Annotated in this window: 21 protein-coding genes and 2 tRNA genes; 15 read left to right on the top strand and 8 right to left on the bottom strand. The window is 42.3% G+C overall.

What is annotated here, in order from left to right; translation table 11 throughout:
* The first annotated feature begins 1 nt into the window (after position 1).
* The 3 genes from H6550_04510 to H6550_04500 are packed head-to-tail and all read left to right on the top strand — an operon-like array spanning position 2 to position 3646.
* Positions 2 to 1462, top strand: coding sequence for a M56 family metallopeptidase (locus tag H6550_04510; GenBank protein ID MCB9045385.1), 1461 nt, complete (start codon positions 2 to 4; stop codon positions 1460 to 1462).
* A 19-nt stretch (positions 1463 to 1481) separates the two neighbouring features.
* Positions 1482 to 2894, top strand: coding sequence for a M56 family metallopeptidase (locus H6550_04505; protein ID MCB9045384.1), 1413 nt, complete (start codon positions 1482 to 1484; stop codon positions 2892 to 2894).
* Between the two features lie 44 nt (positions 2895 to 2938).
* A complete protein-coding gene (locus H6550_04500; protein MCB9045383.1) occupies positions 2939 to 3646 on the top strand; it encodes a hypothetical protein in 708 nt (235 codons plus the stop codon).
* 48 nt (positions 3647 to 3694) lie between these two features.
* On the opposite strand, the gene H6550_04495 is transcribed toward H6550_04500, so the two are convergent.
* Positions 3695 to 5749 carry a dihydrofolate reductase gene (locus H6550_04495; GenBank protein ID MCB9045382.1) on the bottom strand — a complete coding sequence of 685 codons (2055 nt, stop codon included), beginning with the start codon at positions 5747 to 5749 and terminating at the stop codon, positions 3695 to 3697.
* 123 nt (positions 5750 to 5872) lie between these two features.
* Here H6550_04495 and H6550_04490 point away from each other — a divergent pair, with 123 nt between their 5' ends.
* Positions 5873 to 6337: a hypothetical protein gene (locus tag H6550_04490; GenBank protein ID MCB9045381.1), complete on the top strand. Its 465-nt coding sequence runs from the start codon at positions 5873 to 5875 to the stop codon at positions 6335 to 6337.
* A 263-nt stretch (positions 6338 to 6600) separates the two neighbouring features.
* Here the strand turns inward: H6550_04490 and H6550_04485 are convergent.
* The 5 genes from H6550_04485 to H6550_04465 form a co-directional block, all read right to left on the bottom strand.
* A tRNA-Pro gene (locus tag H6550_04485) sits at positions 6601 to 6674 on the bottom strand.
* 141 nt (positions 6675 to 6815) lie between these two features.
* Positions 6816 to 7058 carry a GIY-YIG nuclease family protein gene (locus tag H6550_04480; protein MCB9045380.1) on the bottom strand — a complete coding sequence of 81 codons (243 nt, stop codon included), beginning with the start codon at positions 7056 to 7058 and terminating at the stop codon, positions 6816 to 6818.
* 58 nt (positions 7059 to 7116) lie between these two features.
* A tRNA-Pro gene (locus tag H6550_04475) sits at positions 7117 to 7190 on the bottom strand.
* Between the two features lie 54 nt (positions 7191 to 7244).
* The gene (gene folE, locus H6550_04470) at positions 7245 to 7841 is read right to left on the bottom strand and encodes a GTP cyclohydrolase I FolE (protein ID MCB9045379.1); all 597 of its coding nucleotides are present in this window, start codon (positions 7839 to 7841) and stop codon (positions 7245 to 7247) included.
* Positions 7842 to 7851: 10 nt separating this feature from the next.
* Positions 7852 to 8262: a 6-carboxytetrahydropterin synthase gene (locus H6550_04465; protein ID MCB9045378.1), complete on the bottom strand. Its 411-nt coding sequence runs from the start codon at positions 8260 to 8262 to the stop codon at positions 7852 to 7854.
* Between the two features lie 71 nt (positions 8263 to 8333).
* Here H6550_04465 and mqnB point away from each other — a divergent pair, with 71 nt between their 5' ends.
* Together mqnB and H6550_04455 are read left to right on the top strand one after the other, a co-directional pair.
* Positions 8334 to 9011 (top strand): futalosine hydrolase, encoded by a 678-nt coding sequence (gene mqnB, locus H6550_04460; GenBank protein ID MCB9045377.1) that lies wholly within the window; start codon positions 8334 to 8336, stop codon positions 9009 to 9011.
* 218 nt (positions 9012 to 9229) lie between these two features.
* The gene (locus H6550_04455; GenBank protein ID MCB9045376.1) at positions 9230 to 9724 is read left to right on the top strand and encodes a DUF3276 family protein; all 495 of its coding nucleotides are present in this window, start codon (positions 9230 to 9232) and stop codon (positions 9722 to 9724) included.
* 79 nt (positions 9725 to 9803) lie between these two features.
* Here the strand turns inward: H6550_04455 and H6550_04450 are convergent, their stop codons facing one another.
* Positions 9804 to 10082: a DUF3098 domain-containing protein gene (locus H6550_04450; GenBank protein MCB9045375.1), complete on the bottom strand. Its 279-nt coding sequence runs from the start codon at positions 10080 to 10082 to the stop codon at positions 9804 to 9806.
* A 25-nt stretch (positions 10083 to 10107) separates the two neighbouring features.
* Positions 10108 to 10965, bottom strand: coding sequence for a hypothetical protein (locus H6550_04445; protein ID MCB9045374.1), 858 nt, complete (start codon positions 10963 to 10965; stop codon positions 10108 to 10110).
* A gap of 149 nt (positions 10966 to 11114) precedes the next feature.
* Here H6550_04445 and H6550_04440 point away from each other — a divergent pair, with 149 nt between their 5' ends.
* The 9 genes from H6550_04440 (at position 11115) to rseP (ending at position 19814) form a co-directional block, all read left to right on the top strand.
* Complete coding sequence (locus H6550_04440) at positions 11115 to 12236, top strand: arginase family protein (GenBank protein MCB9045373.1); 1122 nt, start codon at positions 11115 to 11117, stop codon at positions 12234 to 12236.
* Between the two features lie 175 nt (positions 12237 to 12411).
* A complete protein-coding gene (locus H6550_04435) occupies positions 12412 to 13260 on the top strand; it encodes a helix-turn-helix transcriptional regulator (protein MCB9045372.1) in 849 nt (282 codons plus the stop codon).
* A gap of 74 nt (positions 13261 to 13334) precedes the next feature.
* Positions 13335 to 14057, top strand: coding sequence for a hypothetical protein (locus tag H6550_04430; GenBank protein MCB9045371.1), 723 nt, complete (start codon positions 13335 to 13337; stop codon positions 14055 to 14057).
* A gap of 7 nt (positions 14058 to 14064) precedes the next feature.
* Positions 14065 to 14460, top strand: a complete 396-nt coding sequence (locus H6550_04425) for a hypothetical protein (GenBank protein ID MCB9045370.1) — start codon at positions 14065 to 14067, stop codon at positions 14458 to 14460.
* Positions 14461 to 14462: 2 nt separating this feature from the next.
* A complete protein-coding gene (locus tag H6550_04420) occupies positions 14463 to 15086 on the top strand; it encodes a hypothetical protein (protein MCB9045369.1) in 624 nt (207 codons plus the stop codon).
* A gap of 76 nt (positions 15087 to 15162) precedes the next feature.
* Positions 15163 to 16347, top strand: coding sequence for a GTPase HflX (gene hflX, locus H6550_04415; protein ID MCB9045368.1), 1185 nt, complete (start codon positions 15163 to 15165; stop codon positions 16345 to 16347).
* Between the two features lie 444 nt (positions 16348 to 16791).
* A complete protein-coding gene (locus tag H6550_04410) occupies positions 16792 to 17040 on the top strand; it encodes a hypothetical protein (GenBank protein MCB9045367.1) in 249 nt (82 codons plus the stop codon).
* A 209-nt stretch (positions 17041 to 17249) separates the two neighbouring features.
* A complete protein-coding gene (locus H6550_04405; protein ID MCB9045366.1) occupies positions 17250 to 18416 on the top strand; it encodes a 1-deoxy-D-xylulose-5-phosphate reductoisomerase in 1167 nt (388 codons plus the stop codon).
* A gap of 39 nt (positions 18417 to 18455) precedes the next feature.
* Complete coding sequence (gene rseP, locus H6550_04400) at positions 18456 to 19814, top strand: RIP metalloprotease RseP (protein ID MCB9045365.1); 1359 nt, start codon at positions 18456 to 18458, stop codon at positions 19812 to 19814.
* Positions 19815 to 19821: the final 7 nt, after the last annotated feature.

Below are 19821 nucleotides of genomic sequence, written 5' to 3'. Positions count from 1 at the left end.
TATGCTGCAATACATCATCAATACTACTGCAATATGGCTTACAGGCCTTATTGTTTTCGACCTGTTCCTGCGCAGGGAGGCCAACCATGGATATAACAGGTTCTACCTGCTGGTAATATTATTTGCTGGAGCATTAATACCATTATGGTCGTGGGGTGGAGATTCAGTTATCTATAATGCTAATATCAGCAAGCCTATTGCAGAACAATCAGCCGCAATAAGACAGACTATTGTTGAAGCATCTGAAGGAGGCATCATAGGCTGGGAACAATGGCTATTTATCATATACATAACAGGTGCTGCTATAGTAAGTGTGTTCCTGCTGAAGGACCTGGTGAACATAATGCAACTATACAGACAAGGCATACTATCTAAAGATGGCACATGGACCATAATAGAAACAGGCAAAGCGCAAAGCCCGTTCTCTGCATTCAGGTATGTATATATCAGCAGCAAAGACAATTATACAGAAGAAGAGTTGCGAATGATACTGACACACGAAGAGCAGCACGGTCACTTACTGCACTTTGTTGATGTACTGCTGGTACGCTTAGCCAATATCTTCTTTTGGTTCAACCCACTCATTTACATTCTTGAAAAGAGACTGTTGATGGTACATGAATACCAGGCAGACGCTGCAGTATCTACTACCCCATCAGCTTATGGTCAGTTCCTGGTAGAACAGTCTATATTAGGTTCAGCCCCTGTACTCGCTCATTCATTTACACGTTCACCCTTAAAAAAACGTATCCTTATGTTAACAAGAAAAACAACAGCCCTTGCAAAAAGCAAGCAACTGTTATTACTGCCCGTATTGGCTATTGCCATGCTAAGTTTTACAGAGAACTCATTCCTTGAAGGCATCCCGAGCCCGGTACGCGAGGGTAATAAAGTAACCTATCGGGGTAATACATTTGAGTTTCCAAGCAGTGAGAATGATACTGTTATGGTAACAGACCCAACAACCGGTGATATGCAATTGGTGATCACCAGTAAAGAACCATCTAATCCCAATAAGATGAATGATGAGCGCGTGTATATGCCTGGGGAGCTGCAGACCAGCAGCGGATCAAAAGACAGGTATACAGGCCCCTCGAGCCTAAACGACCAGGCGTTGAAAGAATACCTGCTGACCAATATGAAAAAGGAAATAAAAAAACTTGCTGACGGTGAATACAGGCTTTTGATAGGAGCAGTAGTGATAGACAAAAAAGGAAACATAGTTTACTTTGAATTTGACAGCGTGGAAAAACTTGCAGGCACAAAGAACGGCAGGCCACAATACAAGTTCATCAGTGAGAAGATAAATGAAACATTTGCCAAAAGAACCGCCGTGCTGCTGAATAATGCACCCAATCATACTCCTGCATCCAATAATGGAGTAGAAGTGAATAGTGCAATAAATAACACCGCATTCTGGAATTCGTTCAAAGTAAAAAACGGAGAACTTGTATCCCTGTAACTCATAAAAGGTTATAAGTATGCTGCAATACATCATCAATACATCCGCGATATGGCTACTTGGGCTGATAGTTTTCGACCTGTTCATGCGCAGGGAGGCCAACCATGGATATAACAGGTTCTACCTGCTGGTAATATTATTTGCGGGCATATTAATACCATTATGGTCCTGGGATAATGACTCTGTGATATATGCTACAGATGTAAGCAGACCTATTGCTGAACAGTCTGCTATTGCACGTGAAACAATAGTGGCAGTATCTGAAAACAGCATACTGGGTTGGGAGCAATGGTTGATGATAATATATATTACCGGAGTAGCCGTAGTTAGCATATATCTGCTCAGGGACCTGCTGAACATTGTGAGGCTGTACAGAAATGGTGTACACTCCAAAGACGGAACATGGACCATTATTGAAACAGGTAAACCACAAAGCCCGTTCTCTGCGTTCAGGTATGTTTTTATCAGCAGCAAACACAGCTATACTGAAGAAGAATTACAAATGATACTGGCACATGAAGAACAGCACGGGCACCTGCTACACTTTGTTGACGTGCTGTTGATCCGCTTAATAAATATCCTGTTCTGGTTCAACCCGCTCATTTACATTCTTGAAAGAAGACTGCTGATGGTGCATGAATACCAGGCAGATGCAGCAGTATCCACTACCCCATCAGCCTATGGACAGTTCCTGGTAGAGCAGTCCATATTAGGTTCAGCTCCTGTACTTGCCCATTCATTTACACGCTCACCCTTAAAAAAACGTATCCTTATGTTGACAAGAAAAACAACAACCCTCGCAAAAAGCAAACAATTGTTATTGCTGCCGGTGCTAGCTATAGCTATCCTGAGCTTTACAAAAAATGCATTTACCTGGGAAGAGCCTCAAAGAGATGGTAATAAAGTCACTTATAAAGGGAATACAATTGTATTTTCTGAAGCATCTGCACCTGATACCGTAATGGTACAAGATCCCAGAACCGATGAGATCAGAATGGTGATATCGAGGATAGATCCCAAACCACTTACACTGAACGGGGAAGATATCTTTATAGACGACCAACATGACCTGACTGAAACTGAAGATGTAAAGAGCAAACTAAATGATAAGATCAATAACATCCTAAGCGACGTTTCGCAAAATGGTGAAATTCCAACTGGTAGTTATAACTATTATATCAATCATCTGATCGTTGATAAAAACGGGAACATTGTCTATATGGAGCCTTTTAAAAAAGTCCTCATACCTATAAACGTGTATGACATTAACGGGAAGGATATTACTCCACAACCATTGACGGATGAATTGAACACAAGAATTACGAATGCGATTATCAAAGAATTTGAAACATCTAAAGTGGCAACGTTAACCATAAACAATGTAACACGCGTCTATTGTTTCGACCTGAAGGGAGATTTTACAGCGCAATAAAAATATAGCTCATTTGTGTAACTTTATTTCACAAAAGTTACTTCATGCCAACAAACAGATATTTTGATAAAGGGAAAGCGCTTGCAGTGCTTTCCCTTTTTTGTTGTGTACAATTGTGGAATCCAGTGAGCCTGGCGGCACAGGAAAAGAAAACAACCATAACATACAAAGGCAACGTATTTGAAATGCTGAACCTGGCAGATACAGTAACCATGCTTGATCCGGTTACTACTGAGATATCAACCGTCATCAACAACCCTAACCCCATACCCCTGAAGCTGAACAACATGAATATATATGCAGAAGGAGATGTAGATAAAGAACCTTCAGTAACCTGTGATATGCTGAGGCGTTATATTGTACAATCACTCAACAGGCAGATAGCTGTGCTTGGCAATGGAGAGTACCGTCTGCACATGAGTAATGTTATTGTAAGTGAGGCAGGGAAGATCGTCTACTATAACTTTGACGGGCTGGAAAAAAGTTATGCAAAAAAGGTGATCACTTCCGGCAGCGATAATATATACGCTACACAAAATGGCGCAACCAATATGCAAGGAGCCGTGCTAAACTGGAAAAGTATAGACGCTGCAACCAATAGTATGTTATCTGCACAGGTAGATAAACTGATGAACAAAGCACCAGCTTACCAACCGGCCAGCGTACAGAATACACCTGTACCTTACCGCCTGCCGGATGCGGGGTTTGAAAAAACATTTACTGTAAAGAACGGAGCTATTTATTATAATTAAGAAAGCCGCACAATGTGCGGCTTTCTTTTTATGTCTTTCTGTCGGTTATCAGTTATTTACCGGCAGGTAACCATAGTTTTTACCATACTCCATCATCTGGCCAAAGAAGCTTTCAGGATATTCTACCGTTACGTCAACGATCTTGTCTCCGTTTTTCTTAGCCACGAGCCTTGGCTGTATGAAACCACTGTATGGTTTTGCATCCAGTTTCGCGTAGCGCTCCAGTACTTCTGCATGCAGCTCAGGGTTCACCTTCACACCATAAGTCTCTACCAGGTTCTTACCTGCCTGGTAATCACCTTCTGATTTAATGCGTTGTATCTCGCGCAGTAATTGTCCGAACAGTTCACGCAGTTTATCATAATCATTTACGTGTACGTAGGTCTTACCATCTTTCTTCACCATTTCTACTACGTTATCAGCCTTACCTTTTTCGTATACCCAGTATGCATTCAATGCGCGGTTACGCATGTGCGCTTCTTCTATCTGGTCGCCTAACTTCAGGCGTGTCAGCTGTGTCATCAGGCCGTTCATCATATAGCTGTAGTATTCAGCCATACCTACTTCTTTGTTCGGCATAACACCAATTTCTACCAGTTTATCGTCCATTGCATAATACAAGCCTACCAGGTCGGCACGTGCTTCTTCCAGGCATGACGCGTAATTTTTCAGGGTCTTATCCGTAGTCTCTACACCCGGATTGATCTGTCCTGATGCGTGGCCGATACACTCGTGCATATCAGTGTGCAGGTCAGACGCCAGGTTACCATATTCTTTAATGCGTGCTTTTACTGTTTCATCATCTACAAACTCATCCATGAAACCACCTTTTGATTTGGCTACATTGTAAGCGTGTATGATGTTGCTCAGTGATACCGATTTAGAACCGTGGTTCTTACGTATCCAGTCAGCATTAGGCAGGTTAACACCAATCGGTGTAGTAGGTGCCGCATCGCCACTTTCCACTATCGCAGTGATAGCTTTTGCTGTGATACCTTTTACTTCTTTTTTCTTGTGCTCTTCCATCAGCGGAGAGTGGTCTTCGAACCACTGCGCCTGCTGTGCGATAGCATTGATGCGCTTGGTAGCTTCCAGGTCTTTCAGAGAAACTACGCTTTCAAAGCTACCCTTCTTGCCTATCGCATCCAGGTACACCTCTATAAAACCATTCACTACGTCTATGCGTGATGCTGTATCGTTAGCCCATGCAATGCTATATGCGTCAAAAACTCTCAAATCACCTGTCTTGTAAAATGCTATAAGTAGTTCCAGCGCTGTTTTTTGTTGTTCATTTTCTGCAACAGGAACCGCTTTCTCTAACCAGTATACGATCTTCTCGATAGCCGGAGAATACATACCATCTACTTTCCATACTTTTTCAACTACCTTTCCATTTTCTTTCACAACCTTACTGTTCAAACCCCAGCTCGGAGCATCACATTTCGTGTCAAATTGATCATAGTAATCTTCAACCTCTTTCTGCGTAACACCCTCGTAGAAGTTGTTTGAAGACATAACGACATTATCTACATCAGGACGCAGGTCAACCACTTTCGGCTCGATGCTCATATCGTAAACGATAGGCGTTACACGCTCTACAAAAGCCTCAACCGTTTCACCTTCGTTCAGTGGCAGTTGCGATGCATCGCTGTTCTTAATTACTTCAGCAAAATATGCAGCGTCACATGCAGGTACGAATTTCTCATTACCATAATGGTGGTGGTTACCATTACTGAACCAGAAACGTCCGCAATACTCTTCGAACTTCTTCCAGTCTTCACTGTTCTTATCTCCTTTATAAGAACCGTAAGCTGCTTCCAGTGTTTTGCGCAGCATGATGCCATACTTACTTTTCTGGTCGTATATTATATCACGTCCGCACAGTGCCGCTTCGTACAGGTAGTACGCAAGCTCTTTCTGTTGCGCGCTCAGCTCTTCCCAACCGGGCACCTGGTAGCGTAACACTTTAAGATCGGCAAATTGTTCTGCCTCCACCTGGAATTCTTTTGCCTCTGCAGGTTTTTCACTGCCACCATTATTACATGCTGTCATAAACATTTGCGCACCCATTATAGCGATAACGGGCAGAGTCCATTTTTTCATATCTGAATAAAAAATTATGTTGCGGGCTAAAAGTAGGGCATTCGCGGCAGTATTAAAAACAGTGCAACTAAAATCACCCCTTTGGGTAAGGAATAATTAGCCTAAACCCTACTTTTGCACGGCATGAAATACAGTTTACTATTCACAAGCCTTATACTGCTTGCTGCATGCGGTGGTAGGACACCCACCGATAACACTACGACGAATCATTTTTACGCACCCATAGCGGGAACAATTGTAGCCGCTGACAGCACACCTATAGAAGAGGATGGGCTGAATGACTTTTATTATTCTGTCATTATATCATCAACTGATTCGAGCAACGAAGGATACTATGCCCTGGATGCCGCCTATGGGCCCAATGAGGCACATACCCTCCTGGCCTACCCCAAACTGGACAGGGAGATAACACCAGCCATAAAGCTTGATGACATACCTTATTCTTACATTGCCGGATTTTACTTTGCCGGTAGTGATACTTTCAAAGACTACGCCCGTGTATCTGCAAAAAGAGTGGGACCTATGAATACACAGATAGAAGTGCGCTATATAAAAACATACTTCATGGACAGCACTATAAAAAAATAGCTATCCCTGAACAAGGAGAGCTATTGTTACCTAAATCGTAGAATGTATGAACTCATGGTGAAGTCGTGTGTCCTGCTTCAGTGTAAAAGTATTATCCCTGTATTACCATCATTTTGCCTGATTGTTAACCATTTATTACCCTATTGTTGCTATTAAGTTATATCAACAGGTTATCAATATGTTTTGTACAGGTTGTTCACAAATAAGGGTTGAGATACTGATAAAACACAAAAGCCCAACGCATAGTTGAGCTTTTTTTGAGGTCGGGATGACTGGATTCGAACCAGCGGCCTCTTCGTCCCGAACGAAGCGCGCTACCGGGCTGCGCTACATCCCGTTTTGATATAGCAAATTAAAGAATTGCAGGAAATAAAAAAGGGTATCTCAAATGAGACACCCTTTTCCCGTTCAGTCGGGACGACTGGATTCGAACCAGCGACCCTCCCGCCATGGCGGGATGCGCTACCGGAATACACTACTATTCTATATTATCTTCCAGGTATCTTTTAATGCCCCTTTTCTTTATTTTCTTTTCAAGCAACATAGCCTCGCTCCTTGACAAGCATTTAATTGTTGTGATCAAATCCCATGGGATTCCTTTTGAAGTAAACTTTCCCTTGCCAGCATTATGTTCCCTGAGTCTTTTCTGCACATCATCGCTGATACCTGCATAATACTTTTGTAGAGACCGGCTGAATAATATGTATACGTATATTATCACATAACAATAATATGCATAAAAATGGGTATCTCTTAAGAGATACCCATTTCCTGTTCTGTCGGGACGACTGGATTCGAACCAGCGACCCCTTGCACCCCATGCAAGTGCGCTACCGGGCTGCGCTACGTCCCGAACTACCTTTTTTTAAAGGTGGGCAAAGATAAGCAGAAAATTGTTTTTTCCTGCTTAATAAAGATCAGATGAAATAAGTTTCATGAACTCAGCCCTTGTCTCAGCTTTTTCAAATTGTCCGCTGAAAGCAGATGTTGTTGTAGTGCTGTTTTGTTTCTGCACACCACGCATCATCATACATAAGTGTTTGGCTTCTATAACCACTGCTACACCTTGCGGATTCAGGGTTTCCTGTATTACGTCCAGTATCTGGTGGGTCATACGCTCCTGCACCTGCAGCCTGCGGGCAAAGCAGTCTACCACACGGGCTATCTTGCTCAGGCCTGTTATTACGCCGTTAGGTATATAAGCAATATGTGCTTTACCAAAGAATGGCAACATATGATGCTCGCACATGGAATACAACTCTACATCCTTTACAATAACCATCTCGCTATACGCCTCATGAAACTTAGCAGAGTTCAGTATCGCTTTGGCATCCATATTATAGCCCTGAGTCATGTACTGCATGGCTTTTGCAATACGTTCAGGGGTTTTGAGCAATCCCTCGCGTTCAGGGTCTTCGCCCACCTGCTCTACTACGGAGCGATAGTTCTCTATAAGTACAGCCGTAGCTTCCGGGCTAAACTCTTCTGTTTTTTTATAAGACATGTGCTAAATGTTATCCGTAATACTCAACGTAGATACGGGGTGTTTCCTGTAATTTAATATAGTGCAATTGCGCACCCGCTTCCTCGATGTGAGGTTTCAGCTCATTCCAGATACTGATAGCGAAGTTCTCTGCACTGGCAAATTTGCCTTTCATAAAGTCTACGTCCAGGTTCAGATTGCGGTGGTCAACCTTATCTACTATGACCCTATTTATCAGTACGCCCAGTTCTTTAGCATTGAATACAAAACCGGTCTCAGGGTGCGGCTCACCCTTAATGGTTACAAACAGGTCATAGTTGTGGCCATGCCAGTTTGGGTTAGCACATTTACCGAAGACTTCCATGTTCTTCTCATCACTCCAACTCTCGTTGTACAATTTGTGGGCTGCATTAAAATGCTCCACTCGCGTCAGGTAAACCATTGTCTTTTTTAAATTATGGTGTAAAATTAGGTTTACTGGAGCTTTTACGCAAAATTGTTGTTATTTGTAACATGAAAATATTGGTGATAGCAGCCACAGGGGCTGAAATAGCCCTATCAATAAAACAAATAGCCACTATTGCAACAGAGGAAAAACCGGGCATTTTTAGTCTTGGAGGCACACAAATACAGTTTGCAGTGACCGGTATCGGAATGGTAGCAACCACCTATTACCTCACAAAATTGCTGGCCGCAAACAATTACGACCTGGTAATACAGGCCGGGATAGGTGGTTGTTTCGACAGTAATATTCCGCTTGGCAAGGTACTTTTCATAGATTCTGACCGTATGGCCGACCTCGGGGCTGAAGATGGCGACCTGTTCATAGACGTTTTTGACCTGGGCCTGGCAAAGCCTGACGAATCCCCGTTCTCAGGAAAAATATTATCCAATCCTATTGACACCGCGAAATGGAACATTGACCTGCCGGCAGTAAGCGCCCTGACGATCAATACCGTTACAGGAAGCGAAACAAGCACCAAGGAACTCATTGAACGATACAACTGCACAATGGAAAGTATGGAAGGGGCAGCATTCCACTATGTATGCCTGCAGGAAGGTGTGCCATTTGCACAGATAAGGGCTGTATCTAACTATGTAGAGAAACGCAACAGGGCAACATGGAGGATAGGGGATGCTATTAAGAACCTGAATGCCTGGTTGATTGCACGCTTAATGCAACATTTATAAAAAGCAGAGCGAAAACATTACAACTGTCATCATATTTGTTGATTAAAAAAGAATAAATCCCCCTTTTTAAAACCTGCAACCATTTAGTAATTATGGATAAAAAATATATCTTGTGGGGAAATACAGGTAAAATTTCAGTAATAGCAAAGATTTGGATACTGGGCTATCTTAATTATTTTTGTTACTACTCTAAACATTAAACTTAAACAAAAAGAACTGTGGCGTACGAAAACAAAAACTTTGGCGACAACCGTAACAACGAGAGTATTTACAGCAAACGCATCAGGGCAGGAAAAAGAAGAACTTACTTCTTTGATGTGCGTGCAACCCGTGGCAATGACTATTTCATCACCATCACTGAAAGCAAGAAAAGGTTTGATGACAACGGATATGAGCGTCATAAAATGTTCCTGTACAAGGAAGACTTCAATAAATTCATAGCTGCACTGACAGAAACCGTTGATTATGTAAAAACTGACCTGATGCCTGATTTCGACTTCGATGCGTTCAACCACGACGATGACGAAAATGCTGATGGTAATTACACGCCTCGTGCCAACACTAACGAGCAATCAAACAGCAACCATAGCGTTGTTGCAGAAAGCAATGATGATGATAGTGATGACGCCGCGGGCAATGAGCCTGTTGCCTCTGAAACATCAGTAGTATCATCTACCAACGACGACGACAGTGTTGACGACTGGAAAATATAAATAACGAGCAAACAACATATAAAAAGCCGCCTGGTGTATACCGGGCGGCTTTTTTGTTCATTATCTTATGGTAATCTTATTACTCAGCTTTTGTAGCCGGTTTTTTCATTATAGCATATATCTCAATAGCAAAGCCTATCAGTATCATCAACGGTGCTATTGTGATGCGTGTAGTACTATAGATCTCTGAATAGTTGAATTGGGTTGGATCTTCGCTTTTCCCACCGGACATCAACATGAAACCGATAACCACCAGCACTACCCCTGCCAGCATCATGATGTAGTTGCTTTTATCAAAAAGGAAGTTCTGGCCGTTGCTACCGGCCTGTGGAGTATTTGTATTCTTGTTTGCAGACATAATAATAAAGTATTACTGAACAAATTTAATAAAGATCGTCAACATGCATCTTCAGGTACTTGAGTACGGAGCGATGCGTGCTGACAAATGAAATAAGTATACCTAAAATGATCATACTTGCCATAAGTAATATAATGGAAGACGTATCATGTAAGATCATTAATGGCGGTAACATCTTTTCGGCAAAAGCTATGACCACCCAAAGCCCGATCATGGCTACCACACCACTGATAAGCCCGTTAAGTATAGCCCTGCGGTCGAATGGGCGGGTAATGAACCAGCGGGTAGCTCCTACCATCTGCATGGTCTTGATCAGGAAACGGTTGCTGAACATAGCCAAACGTACAGTATTATCTATCAGTATCACTACCACAATAAATAATAACAAAGCTATTACTGCCAATATGAGACCTATCTTCTGAAAATTGCTGTTCATATTGTCTACAATCACATTAGGATAAGACACATCGCGCACAATATTACTCTGCATAACAAACTGGCGAATCTCGTCCAGGCTTTGCGGGTTGACATAGGCAGCATTCAGGTTAAGTACAATAGAAGAATACAGCGGATTGAAGTCCAGTAATTCTGTAAAATCCTCACCTCCATCTGAAAAGAACTTTTCGGCGGCTTCTTCCTTAGTAATAACCGTCGTCTTCTTAACAAAAGGTTGTTCTTCCAGAACCGCGGCCAGTTTCAGCATCATCTCATCGCGGGTATTGTCGTGTAGTATTACCTCCACCTGTACGTCTTCTTTAAACACACGTGTCAGCGTACGACCGTTGAGCACCAGCCAGCCCAGTGTACCCAGCAGGAACAATACCAGGGAAATGCCTATAATAGCATAGATATATGAGGGTTTCGCTTTCTTTCCGCTTGCCATAGAAGTGCCAAAAGTATAAAATTAAAACAGAAATAAATTATACAATGCCCTTACCGGATTAATTTAACAGATCGGACAGGAACGGGGAAATAGTTAAACTATCCGGGCAACCAACAATTAATTATCTTAGCCGCAATTCAATACAACATATGCAGGACCTGAGACAGTTTTTTACAGAGCAACATTTTATTGAAACCGTGCCAGAAGGCAGCTACGAGCCCGCCCAGTTAGGAGCCAACATCAGCTATGCCATAGGCGACGATTTTGACTGGGAAGATGCCGACATAATAATAGTAGGCTGCGGGGGCTATGATAACTCAGCAGACAATAGCGGCCCTGACACCATACGCGAAGAGTTGTACCGTATGTATGGCTGGCATGGGTCAGTAAAGGTAGCTGATGCCGGTAATATACTACAAGGAGCCAGGCAAAGAGACACACTTGCGGCCCTGAGAACCGTACTGACCGAACTTCGCCAGGCCGGGAAAATAGTACTGGTACTGGGCGGTCCGCACGACCTGACCATGCAGCAATACGAGGCGTTCAAAAAAACAGAGCAGGTAATACACGCCACTGTGACTGATATGCTGATAGATATGGACGATGCTGAAGAGGTGAATGCCCGCAGTTTCCTGATGGACATGCTGACCGGGCAGCCCAACTTTATCCGCCATTATAACCACATTGGTTTCCAGAGCTATTATGTACACCCCAAAATACTGGAAACGCTGGATAAATTACGTTTCGACTTCTACCGCGTAGGTGTTGTGCGCGAGCATATGGAGGATATGGAACCCGTACTCAGGTCAAGCCACCTGTACAGCTTCGACATCTCAGCCATTATGCACAGCTTTGCGCCTGCCAATATCAATGGCTCGCCCAATGGCTTTACGGGTGATGAGGCCTGCCTGCTGGCACGCTTTGCCGGTATGGCCAGTAAGCTTACTTCTATGGGCATATACGGCTACGATCATGACCATGATATGCACAATATGACCGCTAAGCAGATAGCCCAGATGGTGTGGTATTTTATTGATGGGTGCCGGGTGCGTAAAAGTGAAGCTGCACTTACCGAGACCGATGAATACTTTAGCTTTAACCTGGCATTTTCGGGCAATGACAGCATTTTTCTGAAGAGCAAACGCACCAACAGGTGGTGGATGATGATGCCTGATGGCTCATATATACCCTGCTCTTACAAAGACTACCAGACGGCTGCGATGGGCGATATTCCAGAGCGCTGGCTACGCGAGCAGGAACGTTTGGTGTAGTCATACATTACGCAAATTCAGATGCATTAACGGAACAGGATAGTAATGTATGAAACCGACGATCATAAAATTCATGCCTCCAAAAACTAAAAATTGAATAGAAACAATCGCCTAAAACACATGACACATTATCACATGCAAACTTGTCGATAAATATGTATGTTTACTTATCACAATGCAGAAGCTAAAGTTCGACAGAATAAAGTACGGCAAAGAACTGCTTATAGACACTGCTGACATGTCTGATTTTGACAGGGATGTAAACATTGCAGTGCCTAACTTCTACATAATGGGATGTATCAGGAAAGGTAAAGGACAAATTAAGATAGGGCACAGCACACTATCCGTTGCTGACAATATGTTCATTTTTATCTCTCCAGGAACATATACCGACATAGGAAATAGTAAATTTGAAGAGGCTATATGGGTGTTTTTCGAAGGTGATTTTTTAGAATACTTTTTCAACGAGAAATTCTTCATTTACAAATTTGAGTTCTTTCATGGCTTGAACAAACCGGCTACACTATCACTATCGGCAAACGAGTTCAGCGAACTTGAATTTCTGGCCCGCGAAATTCACCATGAAATAAAGAATATAGATAACGATAGTGAGCATATCCTGCGCTCCTCGTTATACCTGCTGCTTTGCAAATTAAACAGGTACTACGGGGGAGTATACAACACATTCAAACAAGCCATTTCAAATAGCAAAGCACTAAAGTTTAAATACCTGCTTGAAAACAATATACTTACGCTGAAAACAGTGGATGAGTTTGCCACGAAAATTGGAGTTAGTAAGACGTACTTAAACAACCTTTCCCAAAAGTATTTTGGAAAGTCTGCTTCTGAGCTGATAAAAGAACGGTTGATCTTAGAAGCAAAGAAAGAATTGATATTCTCGCAAAAAGATATATCCGAAATTGCCTTGTCGCTCAACTTTTCAAGCCAGTCGAACTTTAACAGGTTTTTCAAACGGTCCACAACCCTTACTCCGTTGGATTTTCGCAGGGAGTTTTCAAAATGAATATTATACAGTCAAAGTGATAATAATCAGTCAATTTACTGATTGAAATTTGCGATAACAAAAAGCATATTTCAATGAAAAAGTTATTGACTATTACTACAGCAATCATTCTTGCCCTGTTAAGCATCTACGGCAAAAAGGATGCAGATACTGCAAAGTCTCCTGTTTACGAGATCGCCATACGTTCGGTAAATAATAATAATGTAAAAACTTTCGAAAACAAGAGGGACAAGTTCATCAATGTATTGACAGCACAAAAAGGAGTTACCAACGACCGTGAGTTTAAATCCTTCTATGCCATGCCACAGCCTGATACAAATGAAGTATTTATTGGTATGACTCAGTATGAATCTATGAACACTGTTGGCGCAATCCAGGCTATGCCGGAGATACAGAACCTGTTTAGTGAATTTGCCGGGGTTATGAGCCTTAAAGCTTATGTTTTCGTACAGCAAACGGAAGGAAAACAATTCGACCTTTCTAAGTTTGGCAAAAAAGAAGGGCAGATAGTAGAAGTAGCGGTAAGGCGCGTACACAAGGGCAAAGAAGATGAGTTCAACAAATACCGAAAAGAATTTGTGAAACTACTTTCTGCTCAACCGGGTGTTCTGGAAAGTTATGAGTTTAAAGTCGTACGAGGCAAAGACACCGAAGGTCTTACGGTAGGCATGACTGTTTATCAAAACAAAGAATCTTTTATGAAAATAGCCGGTACCGTGACTAAAGAGACAGTTACTCAAAATTACTTTCAAACATTTAACATAGTAGCAAGCCAATTTGCGTACAACCTAAAATAAAATAGTTATGAACAACATAGTAATCATACCAAGATGGATAACATACTACACAATATTTTTAGCGCTATTAGGGTTTGGTGCAGCAGCTATCGGCTATTTTGCGCCGGGTATTATGTTCTCGAATATTAAAATTGACTTCTCCGAAGTATCTACCATTACCGGTATGTTTGGCGCAAGAAATCTAGCTTTCGGTGTCTTAGCAGCAATGTGCCTTGTAAAAAAAGACATTTCGTTCTATCTCTTCCTGTTTACAGGCAGAATAATTATTGAAATACAAGATATACTCGTAATCATATCAACCCACGCCTTACCATTACCATGGGTAGCAATAGCAGCATCATGGTTAATATTTTTTATAGTACCCGAATTTTTAGCCATTAAATCATTAAATAAACTCAAATAGTAATGATACAGGAAATAGCCATAAGAAAAGTAAAAAACGGCATGCTGGAAAAATTCATTGAATCACGCAAAAAATTCATTGATCTCCTGAAAAAAAATGATGGGATTATTCTTGATTGTGAGTTTGAATCATTCTTTACAATGCCAGGCGCTGATGATACGGAAGTACTCGTTGGTACGACCATTTATGAATCTGCTGAAGTAGTCACAAACATTTCAGAAAAACTGCTACAAACAGCGGAGGCAAATGCCTTCTTTTCAACTTTCGACATGAAAGCCTTCGCTTTGACAAAACCAGTTGAAGTTGCTGAAGAAGAAATAATCAACAACCTGCAAAAGTCCTCAGTAGTAGAAGTAGCCATAAGAAGGCCCAAAGATGGCCACAAGGCCGATTTTAATGATCGAAGAGACGACTTTTTCCGTTTAGTAGCTGCCTGTCCGGGTCACGTATTCGATTGCGAATATATTGACGTAAATACAGGTAATAATGTCGTGTTAATAGGATGGAAAGACAAAGTTTCATTTCAAAATGCGCTGAGCCATCTACAGACTAAAAATGAAATGATGGCTTTCTTTTCCATACTTGATGTAAAGGCATACCAGGCAACCGAAAAAACCAGCATTTAGGAGTAATACCAATAAATACACTAATTTTGCATAAGCCATTCCGCCACGGCGGGATGGCTTTGTTATCTGTAACTGAATGATCGAAAAAAAGAACATAGTCAACGAGGAGCCTGCCGTACTGGTGGGTGTATCGCACAAACACCAGACCGAGGACCAAACACAGGAATACCTGGCTGAACTGGCTTTTCTTGCCGAAACGGCCGGGGCAAGGGCCGTAAAGACATTCACCCAAAAGCTGATACACCCCGACAACAAGACCTTTGTAGGTAAGGGCAAGCTGGAGGAGATACGTGACTATGTGCATTCTAAAGGCATCAAGCTGGCTATTTTTGACGATGAGCTGAGTGGTGCGCAGATAGGCAATATTGAGAAAGTACTCAACATAAAAACCATTGACCGCAGTGACCTGATACTGGACATCTTTGCAGCAAGAGCACAAACGGCACAGGCCAAAACACAGGTAGAGCTGGCGCAATATCAATACATATTGCCCCGCCTGCGTGGCATGTGGAAACACCTGGAACGCCAGGGAGGAGGTATAGGCTCAAGAGGGCCGGGAGAAACAGAGATAGAAACAGACCGCCGACTGGTAAAGGATAAGATAAACGTGCTGCGCAAAAAACTGGCAGCTATAGATAAACAAAGTGAGACGCAGCGTAAAGAGCGTGGGACTTATGTTCGAGTAGCACTGGTAGGATACACCAACGTGGGCAAAAGCACCATCATGACGCTGCTCAGCAAATCGGAAGTATTTGCGGAGAACAAGCTATTTGCTACACTGGATACCACCACCCGCAAGATCGTATATGAGCAAACACCCTTCCTGCTTAGCGATACGGTGGGCTTCATTCGCAAACTACCCCACCACCTGGTAGAAAGCTTCAAAAGCACACTAGACGAGGTGCGCGAAGCAGATATGCTTCTACACGTAGTCGACATCTCGCACCCGAACTATGAAGACCAGATGGCTGTGGTGAACAAAACCCTTCAGGAACTGAAAGCTTTTGACAAACCTATCATTACTGTGTTTAACAAAATGGACCTGTATGAAGAAAAAGTGTTTGATCCATGGCTGGATGAGGAAGTAAAAAAAGATCTGCTGAAACAACTAACCGACCGCTGGGAAACCATCACTGAAGGTAACTGTATATTCATTTCTGCAATTGAGAGACGCAACATAGAAACCTTCAGAAATACCATCATGAACAAAGTAAAATCACTGTACAAAGAGCGTTACCCGTATATGACACAATTCTATTAATATAAACGAATTGCACTTTTTCGGTTTCCTTTCATCCTTTTTTAGTTTGCCTGCTAAATATTTCTGACTTTTTTTTGATCTCATAAGTTATATATCCAGAATACTGCCTGTACCATACCTCCCTCCAGTTATATATATCAAAAAAGCGCAAAGGGAATACTGATTCAAATAATCACAAAAAACATACAATTGACAATCAACCTAAAAGCGTGTTTTCATGATACTGGATTACTCCTTTTTGGGCCATATAAATAAGGCTTTTGATGCAAATTAGACGAGCCTAACATTTTCTTAATATATAACTAAAAATGACTCGTAACTTATTTGCATGTCAATGGGCGGATCTTATATTCACAGTATCCCACATATGATTTTTTTGCTATTCCTTTCAGCAAAAAAAATCATTATATTCATACTAAGTATTATTAACTAAAAAGATGCCACATGAAGCAAACTACACGCGAATTGCTGGTAACTACAAAAGTAGCCGAGAGCTGGCAACAAAACTTTGACGGTAACGTTGATGGGTTAATGTTGCTGGTGAGCAAGGTGGATAATCAGCAACATGTTGAAAATGTTACTGAACTTTTGAATGTTTACCGCAACCAGGTTGAAGATTTGTCAACACCCCAGGCACATAAGAAACAGGAGAGTAGTTGGCGCCCCTTTGAATTTACTGTATTCAGAAACTGACAAAAAAATAGCTATCGACAAAATCTACATGATCTTCTTTTAAAGGCCTTAATTTTTCAACCGGTGCATCAGTATCCGGCGAGTCTGCTTATACCTGCCGGATATAGTTAAGGTTTTGAGAAAAACCGAGGTATATTTTATGAAATAACCCTTAACAGGCTTAGTTTTGGAAACGATACTGAGCATAATACATCACAAGATAAGGTAGCATGAAGCGATTGGCCATTTTAGGCAGCACCGGTTCCATAGGTACGCAGGCGCTGGAAGTAATAGCAGCACATCCTGAACTTTTTCAGGCTGAGGTATTAAGCGCACACAGCAACGCCGAACTGGTGATCGACCAGTCCAAAAAATTCAGGCCAAACGTAGTAGTCATTACAGACGAGTCGAAATACGAACATGTAAAATCTGCCTTGAGCCTGTATCCTATAAAAGTATATTCGGGCAGGAAAGCACTTAACGATGTAGTGCAATGGGATAGTGTAGATATGGTATTGACAGCTATTGTAGGGTTTGCAGGATTATCCTCTACCATGGCATCTATAGAAGCAGGCAAAACAATAGCCCTGGCCAATAAAGAAACGCTTGTAGTTGCCGGTGAACTGGTGATGCAACTGGCAAGAGAGAAAAGGGCCGGTATTATACCTGTGGATAGTGAACATTCAGCCATTTTCCAGTGCCTGGTTGGCGAAGATCTGGACAGTGTAGAAAAAATAATACTCACCGCTTCTGGCGGTCCTTTTATAGGCCGCAAACCCAATTACCTGGTCAATGTAAAGGCCAGCCATGCCCTCCAGCATCCTAACTGGACCATGGGTGCTAAAATAACCATAGACAGTGCAACGTTAATGAACAAAGGGTTGGAGATGATCGAGGCCAAGTGGCTGTTCGGGCTGCAGAATGACCAAATTGATGTCATCATACACCCGCAATCAATTATCCACTCACTGGTACAGTTCAGGGACGGTTCGCTGAAGGCCCAACTGGGGTTACCGGACATGAAGTTGCCCATACAGTATGCGATAGGATTTCCACACAGGTTAAAGAACGATTTCAAGCGATTTGACTTTAAAGATTATAGTTCGCTCACATTTGAGCAGCCTGATTATAAAACTTTCCGTAATCTTGCACTCGCAAAGGATGCGATGTATAAGGGAGGTAACCTGCCCTGTATTATGAATGCAGCCAATGAAATAGCTGTTGACGCCTTTCTTCATAACAAGGTGAGTTTTATTGAAATGAGTGATATAATAGAACAGACTATGGCTCAAATAGCATTTATAGAACATCCTACCCTTGAAGAATATGAGCATAGCGATGAAGAGGCCCGGGCATTTGCCGCAGGCCTGGTAAAGAAAAGCCAGTTGGCTTCTTAAATATTAATTTTGAACATGCAATTGAATACCATACTATTAATGTCAGGCGGAGCGATACAGGCACTTCAGCTTTTCGCAGCCCTCTCTATACTTATACTATTACATGAATTCGGGCACTTCTTTTTTGCCAGGGTTTTCAAGACCAGGGTCGAAAAGTTCTACCTTTTCTTCGATTTCCTGTTCCCTTTCCCTAATATTCTCAACTTCTCACTGTTCAAAAAGAAAAAAGGAGATACAGAGTACGGACTGGGATGGTTCCCGCTGGGAGGTTATGTGAAAATAGCCGGCATGGTGGATGAAAGCATGGATAAGGAAGCCATGAAAGAGGAGCCAAAGCCGTGGGAGTACCGTTCGAAAAAAGCCTACCAACGCCTGTTTATCATGCTGGGTGGTATTATCATGAACCTGATAACAGCCATGGCCATTTATGCATTCATATTTGGCGCTTGGGGAGAAGAGTACCTTCCGACAGAAAATGCAAAATATGGTATTGCTGTAGACAGCGTGGCAGAAAGTATCGGCTTGAGGGATGGTGATATGATAACCGGTGTAGGAGGTAAACCTGTTGATCGATTCAACAAGATAGTTGGCGAAATGATATTTGATGAGGCTAAGTCTATACAGGTGACGCGCGATGGTGTGCCTATGGAAATAGCTATACCTGAAGGCACTATTCACTCTATTATCAAAAGAGAAAGGAACACTTTCATTTCTCAACGTATTCCACTGATTGTAGACAACGTGAGCGCCAAATCTGAAGCTGAAAAGATGGGATTGAAAGCAGGAGACAGTGTAATTGCCGTGAACGGCACTCCTATTCACTTCTTTGATGAATTTGAAGACTTCAAAAAGGAGAATGTGGGTAAACCGATTGCGATAACAGTTGTACGTGATAATGCTATTACCACACTGTCTGGAAACGTACCTAAATCTAAGATACTGGGCTTTCAACCAGTGGGTGACCTGTCCCGCTTCTTTGAGACTAAAACCATCAAATACGGCTTCTTCGAGGCTATAGGCAAAGGTTTTTCTTATACTTTCGCCCAGGTAGGCAACTACGGCAGGCAGCTGAAGTTATTGTTCACATCCAAAGAGATAAAAGCCTCAGAAAGTCTGGGTGGGTTAGTGAGCTTTGGTAAGCTGTTCTCCCCTGTATTTGACTGGCAGGACTTCCTGATGTTGACCGCACTGGTATCTATCATACTGGCTGTGATGAACCTGTTGCCTATACCGGGGTTGGATGGTGGTTACGTGATATTCCTGTTGTTCGAAATGCTGTCGGGCAGGCAGGTGAGCGACAAGGTAATGGAACGTGCCACAACCGTAGGGTTAGTATTGCTGCTTGGCCTGATGCTGTACGCTAATGGTTTAGACATCTTCAGACTTTTCCAGAAATAGCATACCT

Source organism: Chitinophagales bacterium, from assembly GCA_020636495.1.
In the GTDB taxonomy this organism is placed as follows: domain Bacteria; phylum Bacteroidota; class Bacteroidia; order Chitinophagales; family Chitinophagaceae; genus UBA5543.
Note: the sequence above shows the minus strand (reverse complement) of the source record. Positions and strands in the feature narration are given on the sequence as shown.